Annotated in this window: 12 protein-coding genes; 4 read left to right on the top strand and 8 right to left on the bottom strand. The window is 65.5% G+C overall.

Features of this window, described 5'->3' with window-relative positions; translation table 11 throughout:
• Positions 1–18: 18 nt before the first annotated feature.
• The 5 genes from LRH25_RS29300 to LRH25_RS29280 form a co-directional block, all read right to left on the bottom strand.
• On the bottom strand, positions 19–690 hold the full coding sequence (locus LRH25_RS29300) for a TetR/AcrR family transcriptional regulator (protein ID WP_141285951.1): 672 nt from the start codon (positions 688–690) through the stop codon (positions 19–21).
• Between the two features lie 94 nt (positions 691–784).
• Positions 785–1,696, bottom strand: a complete 912-nt coding sequence (locus LRH25_RS29295) for an alpha/beta fold hydrolase (protein ID WP_141285949.1) — start codon at positions 1,694–1,696, stop codon at positions 785–787.
• A gap of 29 nt (positions 1,697–1,725) precedes the next feature.
• Complete coding sequence (locus LRH25_RS29290) at positions 1,726–4,848, bottom strand: efflux RND transporter permease subunit (RefSeq protein WP_141285947.1); 3,123 nt, start codon at positions 4,846–4,848, stop codon at positions 1,726–1,728.
• Positions 4,845–5,990 carry an efflux RND transporter periplasmic adaptor subunit gene (locus tag LRH25_RS29285; RefSeq protein ID WP_231013037.1) on the bottom strand — a complete coding sequence of 382 codons (1,146 nt, stop codon included), beginning with the start codon at positions 5,988–5,990 and terminating at the stop codon, positions 4,845–4,847. The genes LRH25_RS29290 and LRH25_RS29285 overlap by 4 nt, the downstream gene beginning before the upstream one ends.
• Positions 5,987–7,432, bottom strand: coding sequence for an efflux transporter outer membrane subunit (locus LRH25_RS29280; RefSeq protein ID WP_231013036.1), 1,446 nt, complete (start codon positions 7,430–7,432; stop codon positions 5,987–5,989). The genes LRH25_RS29285 and LRH25_RS29280 overlap by 4 nt, the downstream gene beginning before the upstream one ends.
• Positions 7,433–7,549: 117 nt before the next feature.
• On the opposite strand from LRH25_RS29280, the gene LRH25_RS29275 reads away from it, so the two are divergent.
• Positions 7,550–8,200, top strand: a complete 651-nt coding sequence (locus LRH25_RS29275; RefSeq protein ID WP_141291947.1) for a TetR/AcrR family transcriptional regulator — start codon at positions 7,550–7,552, stop codon at positions 8,198–8,200.
• 17 nt (positions 8,201–8,217) lie between these two features.
• On the opposite strand, the gene LRH25_RS29270 is transcribed toward LRH25_RS29275, so the two are convergent.
• The 3 genes from LRH25_RS29270 to LRH25_RS29260 all read right to left on the bottom strand — a co-directional run bounded on the left by LRH25_RS29270 (position 8,218) and on the right by LRH25_RS29260 (position 10,854).
• A complete protein-coding gene (locus tag LRH25_RS29270; protein ID WP_231013035.1) occupies positions 8,218–9,138 on the bottom strand; it encodes a LysR family transcriptional regulator in 921 nt (306 codons plus the stop codon).
• A 134-nt stretch (positions 9,139–9,272) separates the two neighbouring features.
• The gene (locus LRH25_RS29265; protein ID WP_141287121.1) at positions 9,273–10,079 is read right to left on the bottom strand and encodes an oxidoreductase; all 807 of its coding nucleotides are present in this window, start codon (positions 10,077–10,079) and stop codon (positions 9,273–9,275) included.
• A gap of 355 nt (positions 10,080–10,434) precedes the next feature.
• A complete protein-coding gene (locus tag LRH25_RS29260) occupies positions 10,435–10,854 on the bottom strand; it encodes a VOC family protein (RefSeq protein WP_141287119.1) in 420 nt (139 codons plus the stop codon).
• A gap of 180 nt (positions 10,855–11,034) precedes the next feature.
• On the opposite strand from LRH25_RS29260, the gene LRH25_RS29255 reads away from it, so the two are divergent.
• The 3 genes from LRH25_RS29255 (at position 11,035) to bchE (ending at position 14,973) form a co-directional block, all read left to right on the top strand.
• Positions 11,035–11,709: a Type 1 glutamine amidotransferase-like domain-containing protein gene (locus LRH25_RS29255; RefSeq protein WP_141287127.1), complete on the top strand. Its 675-nt coding sequence runs from the start codon at positions 11,035–11,037 to the stop codon at positions 11,707–11,709.
• 273 nt (positions 11,710–11,982) lie between these two features.
• The gene (locus tag LRH25_RS29250) at positions 11,983–13,215 is read left to right on the top strand and encodes a sensor domain-containing phosphodiesterase (RefSeq protein WP_231013034.1); all 1,233 of its coding nucleotides are present in this window, start codon (positions 11,983–11,985) and stop codon (positions 13,213–13,215) included.
• Positions 13,216–13,308: 93 nt separating this feature from the next.
• Positions 13,309–14,973, top strand: coding sequence for a magnesium-protoporphyrin IX monomethyl ester anaerobic oxidative cyclase (gene bchE, locus LRH25_RS29245; protein ID WP_231013033.1), 1,665 nt, complete (start codon positions 13,309–13,311; stop codon positions 14,971–14,973).

Raw genomic sequence — 14,973 nt, 5'->3', positions numbered from 1 at the left:
ACCGACGAGCTTTCATCCTCATGCAGTGATCCGGTTGGGTGACTGCGAGCTGTCTGCAGGCCGATCCATCAGACCTTCGAGAACGAACTCGAAGTAGCCGTTGAAGTCGGCGTGACCGCACGGCACGGCATCCAGTGTTGAATAGGGCGCGATCGCATGGCGGTGCAGGCATGCCGCGATCAAGGGCAGCACCAGTGCATCCACCACGATGTCTGGATCCACGGCACGGAACTCGGCGCGCTCGATGCCGTGTTTGACGATCCTGGACACGAGCAGGCGCGTCGGTGTGATCACCTCGCGCATCCAGAAATTGGCCAGAACGGGAAAGTTGCGGGCTTCCGTGAACAGCAGGTTGACGATCCCGCCGGCCTCTCCTGCGACGAACTCGGACTGCCACGTGGCAATGAGCTCTCGAAGCATGTCAGGGCTGGCGCGAACATCGGTCGTCTCGTGCAACGAGATGGCGACTCGGGAAGAGAAGCGCTGCGCGATCAATGCCTTGAGCAAATCTTCCTTGCTGTCGAAGTAGAGATAGAGCGTGCCCTTGCAGACACCGGCGCGCGCGGCGATCTCGTCGATACGAGCCGCCGCAAACCCCTTTTCGATGAACAGGCTGAGGGCGGCATCCAGAAGCTCCTGAGGCCGCGCCTGCTTGTGCCGCCGGATCGGGAAGGCAGTGCGATTGATCATTGAAGCCCCGGCTTTCAGTGCGACGTCGCGAGTGGCGCATCTGTCTGATCCTTTGCGTCCCGGATTTGGGCTGGGGACGTTGCATCGAGCGAGGTCATGCCGCAGTCTCTGGAACGCCCGCGAGCCGTATCGCGTCGTTCAGCACCTTGGCGGGCACGTCGGGCCTTTCCAGGACGATGAAGTGACCGGCGTACGGCACCTGGATGAATTCAGCAGTGGGAAGGAGTCGCCTGTTGGCCTGTCGGTCCGACGGGCGTGACCAATCCCTTTCTCCATAGATGAGATGGACCGGTACGCCGACCTCGGGATATCGGGACCGCGCCGCGATGAGGCTGGGCAGGTTCCCGTACACCGCACGGGCAACGACCGGGTAGCCTGGGCCGCGTCCGACCTTCAGCAGTTCATCGACGTAGTCGTCGGTCAGGGCGGTCGTGTCGCCGAGACCTCCACGCAGCACGGCGCGCATGATCGCCTTGGGTTCGACACCGGCGATGGTCGGGCCAATGCCCGGGGCAAGCACGCCGGTCACGATGAACCGCGCCAGGAGGCTGGACCGCGCGATTCCCCCCGCATAGTCATAGGCATTGATCGCCACGACACGCCGCACTCTCTCGCGAAGATCTGCAGCGGCTGTCAGGGCGAGCGTGGCGCCCATCGACTCGCCAAGCAGCGTCACGTCGCGCAGGTCGAGTTGGGTGATGAAGCGCTTCACTGCATCGCGCATCGCGGGCTCGTCGTAGGAAGCACCCGGCACGATCTGCGAGTAACCCATGCCGGGCAGATCGAGTGCGTACACCGTGTACCGATCCTGGACCAGCGGGATGAGGTTGCGGAAGTGCTCGGCCTGCGTGCGCACGGTGTGAAGCAAGACCAACGGCGCCCCGGTTCCGCCCGCGAGGTAACGCAGTCGACCATGGCTTCGGGCTTGTGGCCCGAGCGGGTCCAGAAAGTGTTCGGTGGTCCCCGGGATTCTGATTCCGGAACGGGAATTGGTGGTTGCAGACAAGCTTGTTTCCCCAATATTTGACGGGTGCGTCAATGGCCAGCGGGTGCGGCCGTGTCTGCGAGCGGTGCCGCAGCCGGTGTCTGCGCCGGGCCGTCGCGCCGGATGCGGAACCACGCGGCATACAGCGCCGGCACGAAGACCAGGGTCAGCGCCGTGGCCGTCACGAGGCCGCCCATGATCGCGATGGCCATCGGCCCCCAGAACACGCTGTGCGTGAGCGGGATCATCGCCAGCACCGCCGCTGCGGCCGTCAGCACCACCGGACGCGAGCGCCGCACCGTGGCCTCGACGATGGCGGCCCAGGGCGCGATGCCGCGTGCGATGTCCTGGTCGATCTGGTCGACCAGGATGATCGAGTTGCGCATGATCATGCCGCTGAGCGCGATCACCCCGAGCAGCGCGACGAAGCCGAACGGCGCGTTGAACAGCAGGAGTGCCGGCACCACGCCCACCAGCGCCAGCGGTGCCGTCATGAACACCATGAACAGCCGCGAGAAGCTCTGCAACTGGATCATCAACAGGGTCAGCATCACCGCGAACATCGCCGGGAACACCGCGAACAACGCCACGTTGGCCTTGTCGCTCTCCTCGATCGCGCCGCCTTCCTCGATGCGGTAACCCGCCGGCAGGCTGTCGATGATCGGCTTGAGCGACGGCCGGATCTTCGCGGTGGCGTCCGGGCCCTGCACACCATCGATGACGTCGCTGCGCACCGTGAGCGCCATGTCGCGGTTGCGCCGCCACAGCACCGGCTCCTCGAAGCTCGGCTCGATGCGGGCCAGCTGGGACAGCGGCACGGCGACGCCGTCGCGCGTGGCGACCTGCAGGTCACCGAGCTGGCCGATGCGCTTGCGCTCCTCGGGCGAGGCGCGCACGACCACGTCGATGAGCTCTTCGCCGCGGCGGATCTGCGTCACCGGCGCACCGTCGAGGGTGGTCTGCACCAGGCTCTGGACATCGGCGCTGGACAGGCCGAGCAGCCGCGCCTTGTCCTGGTCGACATGGACCTGCACCGAACGCACCTGCTCATTCCAGTCGAGTTGCGTGTCGCGCACCAGGGGGCTCTTGCGCACTGCATCACGCACCTGGTAGGCGATCTCGCGGACCTGCGCCTTGTCGGGACCGGTGACGCGGAACTGCACTGGAAAGCCCACCGGCGGGCCAAACTCCAGGCGCGTGACGCGCGCATTGATGTCCGGGAAGGCCTCGTCCTTGGCGAACAACTCCATCAGGCGGGCGCGCACGCGTTCGCGCTGCTCGATGCCAGCGGTCTTGATGACGAACTGGGCGAAGCCGGGGTTCGGCAATTCCGGCTGGATCGACAGGTAGAAGCGCGGCGTGCCGGCGCCGGTGTAGGCGGTGAAGAACTCGATGTCCGGGTCCTTCGCCAAGCGTGCTTCGAGGCGTTTCACCTGGGTGGACGTGGCAGCGAACGACGCGCCTTCGCGCAGGCGGAAGTCCACCAGCAGTTCAGGCCGCGATGCGGTGGGGAAGAACTGCTGCTGCACCAGCAACATGCCGGCACCAGCGACGGCGAAGACCAGCACCGTGATGGCGAGCACCCAGGCCCGGCGATGCACCGCCCAGTCGACGATGCCGCGCAGCCGGCGGTAGACGGGTCGGTCGTAGGGGTCGTGGTGTTTGCCGTGTTGGTGCTGGGTCGCCAGGTTCTTAGGCAACAGCAGCACGCCCAGGTAAGGCGTGAAGATCACGGCCACCAGCCAGGACAGGATCAGCGCCGTTCCAACGACCCAGAAGATGCCGCCCGCATACTGGCCGGCAATCGACTTGGCGAAGCCCACCGGCATGAAGCCCGCGGCCGTGACCAGCGTGCCGGTCAGCATCGGAAACGCGGTGGACGTGTAGGCATAGGTGGCCGCGCGCATGCGATCCCAGCCTTCCTCCAGCTTCACCACCATCATCTCGACGGCGATGATGGCGTCGTCGACCAGCAGGCCCAGCGCGATGATCAAGGCGCCGAGCGAAATGCGGTCGAGGTTCCAGCCGGCGGCGTACATCACACCCGCCACCAGCGCGAGCACCAGCGGCACCGACGCGGCGACCACGATGCCGGTGCGCCAGCCCAGGAACAGGAAAGACACGGCCAGCACGATGGCCAGCGCCTCGAGGAACGAGCGCTCGAACTCCCAGACCGACTCCGCCACCACCCGCGGCTGGTCGGCATACTGCTGGATCTCGACCCCGGCCGGGATCTCCTGCCGGATCTGGGCCAGCCGCTGCTCCAGCGCCTTGCCGAAGTCCAGCACGTTGCCGTTGGCCTGCATGGTCACGCCGATGGCCAGCACCGGCACGCCGTTGTGACGGATGCTGAAGCTGGGCGGGTCCTCATAGCCGGCGTGCACGGTGGCGATGTCGGCCAGTCGCAGCAGCTGACCGCCGACTTCCAGCGTCACCTTGGCAACGTCCGCCGCGCTCTTCAGCTCGCCGTCCACGCGCACCTGCACACGGTCGTGCGTGGCGTCGGCCGAACCGGCGGGCGTCACCAGGTTCTGGCGCGCCAGCGCGTCGAACACCGCCGTCGGCGCGATGCCGAGCGCGGCCAGGCGCCGGGTCGACAACTCCACATACACCCGCTCGGCCTGCTTGCCCAGCACGTCCACCTTGGCGGCACCGGGCACGCTCTGGAGGCGGCGCTTGACGTCCTCGGTGAGCGTCAGCAGTTCGGCCATCGACAGGTCGGGTGCGCTCAATGCATACAGCACGCTGTAGCGGTCGTTGTACTCGTCGTTGAAGAACGGCCCACGCACGCCCTCGGGGAACTCCTGGCGCACGTCACCGATCTTCTTGCGCGCCTGGTACCAGGCGTTTTTAAGCTCTTCCTTGCTGCTGCCGCCCTTCATCCACAGCGTGATGCCGCCGTAGCCCTGGCGCGCGAAGCTGCGCACGTAGTCGAACTGGTCCAGCTCCTGCAGCTTGCGCTCAATGCGGTTGAGCACCTGGTCCTGCACATCCTGCGCGGTGGCGCCCGGCCACACGACGATGGCCGTCATCTGCGGCACGTCGAAGTTCGGATCCTCCAGGCGCCCGAGGCGGCTGAACGACAGGCCGCCAACGATGAGCGTCGCGACGATCAGGAACAGCACCATGGCCCGATGCGTGACGGCCCATTCGGAAAGATTGAAGCGTTTCATGAACTGCTCTTGGCAACAGTGGCCGTGGCGGAGACGGGGGTGCGCTCAATGGCGCGCACGGCGGTGCCCGCGTCGAGCTTCTGAGCGCCCACGCTGACGACCTTGCTGCCCGTGGCCAGTCCCGTGACCTGAACCGTGGCGTCGTCGATGGCCACCACCTTGACCGGTGTGAACACCAGGCCAGAACCCTTGGCGTTCACGGTCCACACGCCGGCCGAGCCGCTGCCCTTGACCAAGGCACTTACTGGCAGCGCCATGGTCGCGGGGCCCGCCTGCGGTGCCGACAGCGTCAACTGCATCGTGCTGCCCAGTGGCAGCGCAACCACGGTTTCGCGCGATTCGGGCGCGGCCGAATAGCGCGCGCGGTAGGTCCGGCCCTGCACACTGGCCTGCGGCGAGAGCTCACGCAGCACCAGACGGACCGGCGTTGTCGCGTCACTCCAGGGCGCTGCCGTGGCGACCAGGCTTCGCGCCCGGCCGACCCAATCCTCGGGCAGTTCGGCGACGATCTCGCGTTCGCCGTCGCGGGCCAGTGACAGCACGGGCTGGCCTTCTGCGACCACCTGGCCGCGCTCGAAGCGCAGGGTCGTGACGACGCCCGCGTAGGGCGCCACCAGCGTGGCGTAGGCCTCCCGATTGCGCGCCAGCTCGAGCTGGCGATTCGCTTGGGCCAGGCGCGCTGCAGCGGCGTCGGCGCGTGCCTTCTGGCGCTCGTGGTCGGCGGTGCCGACCGATCCGTCAGACAGCAGCCGGCGCAAGCGCGCCTCGTCGGAAGCGGCCTGCTGCGCCTCCACGGACGCGGCCTGCACCTGGTCGGCTGCCGCCTCCACGGCCAGCTGGTAGTCGGCCGGATCCAGCCGGGCCAGCACCTGGCCTGCCTTGACGCTGTCGCCGACTTCCACCATCCGCTCGACCACCTTGCCCGCAGTCCGAAAGCCGAAGTCCGTCTCCACCCGGGCACGGATCACCGACGTGAAGCTGCGACTCTGTGTGGCGTTGGCCGGCGTCACCGTCGTCACGAAGACCGGCTTCACGATGGCGGCCGGCTCGGGCGGCTTGCTGCAGGCCGTCAGCAGCAGGCAGGCAGCCGCGAGGCCCGAAAGCGAAACGGCGGGAAAAATCCTGTTGAATGCGTCGTTCATTGGGGCGTCCTTGCGGCAAGAGAAGTCATGTCGGCACCGGCTTGGATCATGGGAAGCCCACCACCGAGCGCCTTGTAGAGCTGCACGTCGGCCAGCGCCTGCTGCAGGCGGCTGTCCGACAAGTTCAATTCGCTGGCCAGCACGGAGCGCTGCACGTCCAGCAAGACCAGCAGGTCGATCTGCCCCTCGCGCTGCAGCGACTCGGCGCGTTGCAGCGAACGGCGGCGATGCTCGACTGTGAGGGCGAGGGCTGCGTTTCGCTCGGACTCCTGCGAGCGCATGAGCAGGCTGTCCTCGACTTCCTGGACCGCCACCAGCACCGCCTTCTGCCAGGCCAGCAGGGCCTCATCGGCGCGCGCGGACTGCACGCGGACGCCAGCGTCGATGCGGCCGGCATTGAAGATCGGCATGGCAAAGGCCAGCGCGACGTTGGAGAAGTGAACCGGCGCGAGATCCAGCGCGTTCAACCGCAGGTCTTCGCGACCCACCAACGCATTCAGGAACAGTTTGGGCCACCACTGGGCGCGGGCTTCAGCGGTACGCAAGGCCTCGGCACCGACGCGCGCCTCGGCGGCGACGAGGTCGGGGCGGCGCCTCAAGAGCTCGCTGGGCTGGCCTGCCGAGATGGCGGGCGCGGCCGGCCACGCGAAGCCGTTGTCGGCGTCGACAACCCTGGTCGACGGGTCGCGGCCGAGCAGGACGGCCAGCTTGGTCTGGGTGGTCCCGACCAGCATCCGCAGCGCCGGCACCTGGGCAGCCAGTGTGTCCGCTTCGGCACGTGCGCGGTCCAGGTCGAAGGCGCTTGCCTGGCCTTCGCGCTGACGGCTTTCCACGCGCGCGGCGGTCTGACGCTGCGCATCGGCCAGGGCCTGCACGATGCGCAACTGTTCCTGGGCGCTGCGCAGCACGAAGTATTGGCGGGCCACTTCGCTGGCCACGAGCAGGCGGGCTCCGACCAGGCCGGCCGCGGCGGCTTGCGCATCGGCCTGCGCCGCGTCGCGCGCAGCCCGTACGCCGCCGGCCAGGTCGATCTCCCAGGCCACTTCGATTCCGGCGCGCAGCGCGCGCGTGTCGGGCTGGCCTTGCTTGACCGCTTCCGGCAGGCCGCTCTCGCTGCGCGATGCCGAAGCCTGCACGCCCACCGTCGGCCACAGGCGGGAGGCCTGGGCATCCGCGCCCCCGCGGGCCTGGGCGACGCGCTGGAGTGCCATGGCCACGTCCTGATTGGTCGACAAGGCGTCCCTGACGAGCCTGGTCAGCGTGGGGTCGCCGAAGCTGCGCCACCAGGCATCGTCGATAGGCGTGGCGGCGGCGGATGCCGGGTCGTTCATGAAGGTGGGAGCCAGCGGCACGGATGGGGACGGGGCCCGAAGCTGCGGGGCCGAGCAGGCGGAAAGGAGCGTCACTGCCAACGCGGCCACCGTGGAACGGCTGGATCGCATGCGGACGGCACGGCTGCGATGCAATGGAGGCGTCATGTGTTTCCTGCATTTAGTGGACTTACTAGTACAGCAAGTCTAGCGGCATATAATGGACTGTCAAGTCCACAAACACATTCAATGGCACAAAACGACGAACCCGCGCCGCCTCCCGCGCGTCGCGGCCGACCGCGCGACCCCGAGCGCTTGCGACGCATCATGGAAGCAGCCCGCAGCCACTTCTTCGCCCATGGCCTGGAGCGCGCCAGCGTGGACGCCATCGCTGCGGAGGCGGGTGTTTCGAAGATGACCATCTACAGCCACTTCGGATCGAAGGAAGGGCTTTTCGAGGCGGTGGTGCAGGACCGCACCGACCGTGTGATGGGTGGCTCTGCCGGTGTTGAAGCGCTGGATCCGCTGCAGCCGCGCAAGGCGCTGCTCGCTGTCGGCGAACAGTTCCTGGCACTGACGCGCGAAGAGGACGCCCTGGGCAAGTTTCGTTCGGTCTACGGCGCTGCCAGCGCGTATCCCGAAGCCTGCCGAGCGTTCTACCGGCAGGGAGCGGACCGACTGAACAACGAGCTCGCCGCGTACCTGCGCCGCGCGAGCGAGGCCGGAACAATGGCAGTGAAAAACCCACGCTTGGCGGCCGATCTGTTCCTGGCCATGTTCCTGGGGGATGGCCATATTCGCGGCCTGCTGATGCTGGAGATGCCCGACGCACGCGAGAACAAGGCGCTGTTGCGCGAGGCTGTGCGGGTCTTCATGGCAGCTTACGCAACCCCCGGCTGAGGATTGAACTGCCAATTTCAGATCGGAGGCGATGCGGCGACTTTGCGGGCGTGCTGGACGAAGAATTCCAGGAAGATGCGGGTGCGCAAAGGCATGAATTGCCGGCTGGGCATTGTGGCCACGAGCTTCAACTCGTCGGCGCTGACCCAGGGGGCCAGCACTCGGCGCATTTGTCCACCGTGCAGTCGGGCGGTCAAGGCGAGATCGGGCAGCACCGTGAGACCGGCGCCCGACAAGGCCGCTTGATACGCCACCTCATCGTCGTTCGAAATCACGGACGAAGCTGACAAGACCTCGAAGCTGCGGCCACCTTCCGCAGGATTCACGAGCCTGATCGTCGGCAGCCGGGTGCCGGGCTCGCGCAAGCGCACCAGACAGTGCCCTGACAAGTCTTCAGGCGTCCGCGGGGTGCCTCTGGCCTGCAGATATGTCAACGAACCGCACAGCACATAGTTCATTTCGAGCACGGGGCGAACGACGACATCGGGGTCCAGCTGATCGTCCTGCCTCACGATCGTGAGGTCGAACTGGTGCAGTTCCTGCGCGGGCCGATCGGATGTGTGAATTTCGACCATGACATCGGGATGCTCACGTTGGAACTCGGCCACGCAAGGCGCCAACAGGTTGACCGCGACCAGGGAGGTCGTCACGACGCGCACGCTCCCCGATATCTCTCGCGAGTGCTGCTTTGCCTGGTCCCCCGCCTCGTCGATCTCGGCGAGGATGAGGCGCAGTCTGGACAGGTAGGCGTTGCCCGCCTGCGTGAGCGCGATTTTCCGGGTCGTGCGATGCAGCAGCCGGACGCTGAGCGAGCGCTCCAAGTCCTGGATCAGCCGGGTGACCACCGCCGGCGCGAGATCCATCTTGCGAGCGGCTGCGGCAAACCCGCCCTCGTCCACCACGCATCTGAAGACGTGCATCGATTGAAGAAGATCCATCGGGACACCCTTGCGTTGGTGCGCCTTCGGTTCGCGCTGGAGGCACTGCATCGGTCAATGAGCGCACCACCTCGTGACGAGCACGAGTGGTTGGTGGCTCGCAGCCGCGGGCCCGCCGCCTGTGGCCAAGGGCGTCAGCCCAGGCCGAATGTCTTGCGAAGACTTCCATCGACGGGGCCGGCCGGCATGAAGCGGCGCAACTTGCTCAGGAGCGATGCCTCGCCCTTGGGTGTGCGACGCATCCTCCAGTTGCCGAGCGCGGCGTCGACGATGGTGGCGGCGACGCTGTCCGGCCCCGGAGCCTTCTGGACGCTTCGCACGATGGCCTTTGACACGAGGTCCCGATCACCATCGTAGGCGGAGATTCGATTCGCCGTCTGCGGCGCGTTGAGGTCCAGATTGGTCTTGGTGTAGGACGGTTCGACCAACACCACACGGACTCCAAACTTGCGAACCTCGTGATCCAGCGTTTCCGACATCCCCTCGATGGCGTGCTTGGATGCGGAATAGAGCCCCATGTAGGGAGCGGGCAGGAAGCCCAGCACGGAACTCAGGTTGATGATCCTTCCGGAGCGCTGCTGCCGCATGTGCGGCAGCACGGCCTGCGTCGTGCGCAGGGTGCCGAACACGTTGGTGTCGAACAGCGCCTGTGCCTCGGCGATCGACGTCTCTTCAACCGATCCGAGCAAGGTCCCGCCAGCATTGTTGACAAGCACGTCGATCCGCTTGGACTTGCCGACGATGACGTCGATGGCTTGCTTCACGGAGGCGTCGTCACGCACATCCATTTCCACGAACTCGACTTCAGGGATGGCCTGTGCCTTCCTGATGTCTCGAACTGAGCCAAACACCTTGCAGCCCAGCCTTGCGAACTGTTCTGCAGTAGCGCGCCCGATGCCGGATGAGACGCCGGTGACGAAAACGACTTTGGAACTTGACATGTTCTTTCTTTCAGTGGGCTGTGGTGAACCGATGCTGTCTGGTGCCCGGTACCATGTTTTACTGTACCCTTTAGTCCACTAAAGTTTATCCCAACATAACGTACTGTCAAGTACAAAAAATCGTTGCGACGTTCGACCGCTTGCAGAGTGGAGACCCGCCGCGACTGCCGCAACTGCCGCGGGCGCGGTCGAGCTCATCGTCGATGAGGCAAGGGTGGGTGAGCCTCACCTTGCCGGCCAGCGGTCGAACGAAATTGCCGCTGGCCGATGGTGAAAACGAAGGCCTGTGCGCCTTCGTCCGACGACTGGCGAATCAGCTGGTAGATCGGCTGGTAGAGGCGTTGCGCATCGATCCTCAGCCTTGCTTCGCAGCCGCCGGCATTGCCGAAACATCCATCCACATCGCCCCCCACAGGTGCCCGTCCGGGTCGGCCAGGTCGCGGCCGTACATGAAGCCCCAGTCCTGAACCGGGTTCACGTCGGCCTGCCCGCCGTGGGCGGCTGCGGCGCTGTTCATCGCATCGACGGCCTCCCGGCTGTCCAGGCTGAGCGTGAGCATCGTCGAGGCGGTGCCGGCTGGTGGGAACGGCCGCTCGGTGAAGGTCCGCCATTTGGCGTGGGTGAGCAGCATCACCTGGATGGTCTCGCTCCAGACCATGCTGGCGCCGGTGTCGTCTGTCCATTGCGGGTTCGGCTCGAATCCCAGGGCCTTGTAGAAGGCGACCGATGCCTGGAGGTTGGCAACCGGCAGGCTGACGATGATCATCTTGGTCATAGGGTTTTCCTGTGGCTTGTCTGAGGGTTGAAGTCTTCACACCTGTGGAGACTCCACCCGCACGACGATCGACGACGGCCGGAATCGACAGGCGCGGCGTGGAACGCGCTGTCGATCCCCGGTGTGCCGGATCGTCGTTCCCCTGACTGGCCCGGTCGGCCAGGCTTTGGAAAGGGCACCATGAAACTACTCCTGACTTCCGCAGGCATCAAGAACCCGAGCATTCACGGCGCGCTGCTCGAACTGCTGGGCAAACCGATCGCCGACTGCCGCGCCCTTTGCATCCCGACAGCGGGATACGGGCATCCGCGTGTCACGCCTGACATGGCCTGGCATTTCGTGGCTGGCAAGGAGCTGGACACGCCGATGTGTGAACTTGGGTGGCGGTCCATCGGGCTGCTGGAACTCACGGCGCTGCCCAGCATCGACAAGGCACGCTGGGAATCGTGGGTGCGGCAGGCGGACGTGTTGCTGGTCAATGGCGGCGACCCGATGTACCTCTGTCACTGGATGCGGCAGTCCGGGCTTGCGGACCTTCTCCCCTTGCTGCCAGAGATGGTCTGGGTGGGCCTGAGCGCGGGAAGCATGGTGATGACGCCGCGGGTCGGGGTGGACTTCGTCTCGACCAAGCCCTCCATCACCGGTGACGACATTGCGCTCGGGATGGTCGACTTCTCGATCTTTCCTCACCTGGACTACCCGAGCTTCCCGGACAACACCATGGCATGCGCGGAAAAGTGGGCGGCCAGCCTCGGCTGCCCGTCATACGCCATCGATGACCAGACTGCCCTCAAGGTGGTGGACGGCTGCGTGGAAATTGTCTCGGAAGGGCACTGGAGGTTCTTCGGCCGATGAGGGCGAGCGCTGGTGTGCTTGCCGGGGCGAATTCGCCATGTCCTGTACCCATTTCGCGACCGCCTCACAAATGCCTCGTGCGGTATGGCCGCAGTCCATCAGGCGCAGGCAAATCCTGAGTCCTGTTTTCTTCGATCTGTCGAGAGGAAATACCTCAAGTCCATTCTTCACAGGCGGGCCAGCTGCTGTGAGAACATCGGTGCGGCGCCGCCAAACCAGACATGATGCTTGTCCTGAAGTGCGCGGCATGACTGCTGTTTTAGGGAGCTGCAGTTGAACAAACTACTTGCCGCCGCGGTTGCCGGATCGGCCTGCGGGCCATCGATGTCGGACGATGACGCAGGACCCGCCGTGGCCCGCATCCTGAATGCCATCCGGACGCATTTGGGCATGGAGGTCGCTTTCGTCTCCGAAATCGTCGGGGGGCGCCGCTTCTTTCGCCATGTCGATGCGCGAAACCCGGACGGGTTTGTCCAGCCGGGCAATTCCGACCCCGTGGAAGACAGCTACTGCCAACGTGTCGTCGATGGCAGGCTGCCGGAGCTCATGACCGATGCCTGCATGAACGCCGAGGCGCTCAGCTTGCCGGCGACACGCGCGTTGCCGGTGGGCGCCCACATGAGCGTGCCCATCCGGCTTCACGACGGGCGTGTGTACGGCACGTTCTGCTGCTTCAGTCATGCGGCCAATGAAACCTTGAATGATCGCGATCTGGGCATGATGCGAGTCTTTGCCGAAATGGTCGCAGAGCAGGTCGATGCAGACTTGTCGAAGCACAAGGCGATCCAGACGATCGAGCGGCAGATCGACAGGGTTTTTGAATCGGGCGGGCTCGGGATGGTCTACCAACCGATCTACGACGTCATCGACGATCGGGTCGTCGGTTTCGAATCGCTTGCCCGCTTTTCCTCTGAGCCCTATCGCACGCCCGATGTCTGGTTTGCCGAGGCTGCCTGGGTGGGGCGGGAGCTGGAGTTGGAATCGAAGGCCATCCGCATGGCCCTGACTGCGCTCAAGGTTCTGCCTGCCGAGGTTTATGTGGCTGTGAATGCGTCGCCCGAGATGATCGTCAAGGGCCGGATCGCTGATGCGCTGCAGGATTTGCCGCTGCACCGCGTCGTCCTGGAGGTCACCGAGCACCATGCCGTCGAGCGCTACGAGGACATCGTGGCCGTGATGAGGCCGCTGCAGAAGGCCGGTTTGCGCATTGCCATTGACGATGCTGGCGCCGGCTACGCGAGCTTCAGGCACATCCTCAATCTCCAACCCCAGATCGTGAAGCTCGACACCAGCATCACCCGTTCGATCGACGCCGATCCTTCGCGACGCGCGCTGGCGGCCGCGCTGCACGGATTTGCCTTTGAAACGGGTTGCAGCATCGTTGCCGAAGGCATCGAAACGCCAGCCGAACTCGAGACACTCAAGCGCCTGGGCATCACGCGAGGCCAGGGCTTCCACCTCGGTCGCCCAATGCCAATGGCCCAAGCGCAGGCAGTGGCACATTGAGGCCTCGATGACGCCTCGCCAGGCCGCCTCGGCCGACTGGGCATGGCTGGCTGCGCGGCCGGCCAGCGCGCTGCATGCGGGCACCGGCATGCCTTGACCTGCCTGCAGGACTTCACACTGACCTCACCGAAGGTCCGCACACTCCAGCGCACAGCAACCGACACCCCAGGGCGATCATGTACCGGGGACGGCGCGCAGGAGGAATCGATGAAGGTCGTCTTGATCAACCCGCCGCACACGGCCATTGGCAGCCGGATTCCGGACGACCATTTGCCACCGCTGGGGCTGCTCTGCATCGGCGGGCCGTTGATTGACGCCGGTTTCGCGGTGGCACTGATCGATGCGGACCTGTCGGACATGCCGCTGAATCGCATCGTCGAAGAAGCGGCCAACCGAGAGCCGGATGTGGTGATGCTGGGTCATTCGGGCTCCAGCTCCGCACACGCCACCGTGGTCGCGCTGTGCGGTGCCCTCAAGCAGCGGCTGTCCGACCTCATCATCGTCTATGGCGGCGTGCATCCCACCTATCACTGGGACGAGATCCTGAGGGACAGCCCATGCATCGACATCATCGTGCGCGGAGAGGGCGAGCAAACCGTCGTTGACCTGATGCGGACGCTGAAGGCGCAGGGCGACCTGCACGCGGTGCGTGGCATTGCCTTTCGCGACCCGCAGGACTCGGCGAAGGTGGTTGAAACCCCGGCGGCCTACATGATCCGCAACCTGGACGAACATCGCATTGGCTGGGAGCTGATTGACCACAGCAGCTACTCTTACTGGGGTGGCAAGCGCGCAGTCGTCCTGCAGTTCTCACGCGGCTGCCCGTACCTGTGCAACTACTGCGGGCAGCGCGGGTACTGGACGCAGTGGCGCCACCGGGACCCGGTGAAGCTGGCCAGGGAGATCGGCAGGCTGCATCGCGAGCACGGCGTGGAGCTGATCAACTTCGCCGATGAACTGCCTACGGGTTCGCGTCGGATGTGGCGCACTTTCCTGGAGGCCTTGATTGCCGAGAACGTGCCGGTGCTGCTGGTCGGCTCCACGCGGGCAGGCGACATCGTCCGGGATGCCGATATCCTGCACCTGTACCGGCAGGCCGGGGTCATTCGCTTCCTGCTGGGCATCGAGGCCTACAGCGAAGCCACGCTCACGCAAATCCGCAAGGGCGCCAGCGTGCATGAGGACCGGCAAGCGATCCAACTGATGCGCCAGCACGGCATCATCTCGATGGCGACCTACGTCGTCGGGTTCGAGGAGGAACGTGACGTGGACCTCTGGCGTTCCCTGCGCCACCTGTTGCGCTACGACCCGGACCAGATCCAGCTGCTGTACCTGACGCCGCACCGCTGGACGCCGTTCTACAAGACCGCCGAGCACCGCCAGGTCATCCAGACCGACACCCGCCGCTGGGACTACAAGCACCAGGTGCTGGCCACTCGCCACATGCCGCCGTGGCGCCTGTTCCTCTGGTTCAAGTCCATCGAGCTGATCCTGCAGCTTCGCCCCAAGGCGTTGTACCGACTCTTGGGTCACCCCGATGCTGTCTTCCGGCAATCCATGCGCTGGTACTCGGAGATGGGGCGCCGAACTTGGCTGCGCGAAGTTTTTGAATTCATGTTCAAGACCGTTCGAGTGCGCGAGGGGCAGAGCCTGAAGACCTTCCTCGGGCCGACGCTGGAGGCGCGGGAGTACGCGCTGGAGAAGGCCAAGCCGGCCAATTCCGCCAGGCGGATCATTCCGTTGACCGAGTCTCGATAG

It is taken from the genome of Ideonella azotifigens, assembly GCF_021043325.1.
Classification (GTDB): domain Bacteria; phylum Pseudomonadota; class Gammaproteobacteria; order Burkholderiales; family Burkholderiaceae_C; genus Ideonella; species Ideonella azotifigens.
The sequence above is the reverse complement of the archived record's forward strand: the minus strand, read 5'-3'. Positions and strand labels throughout refer to the sequence as shown.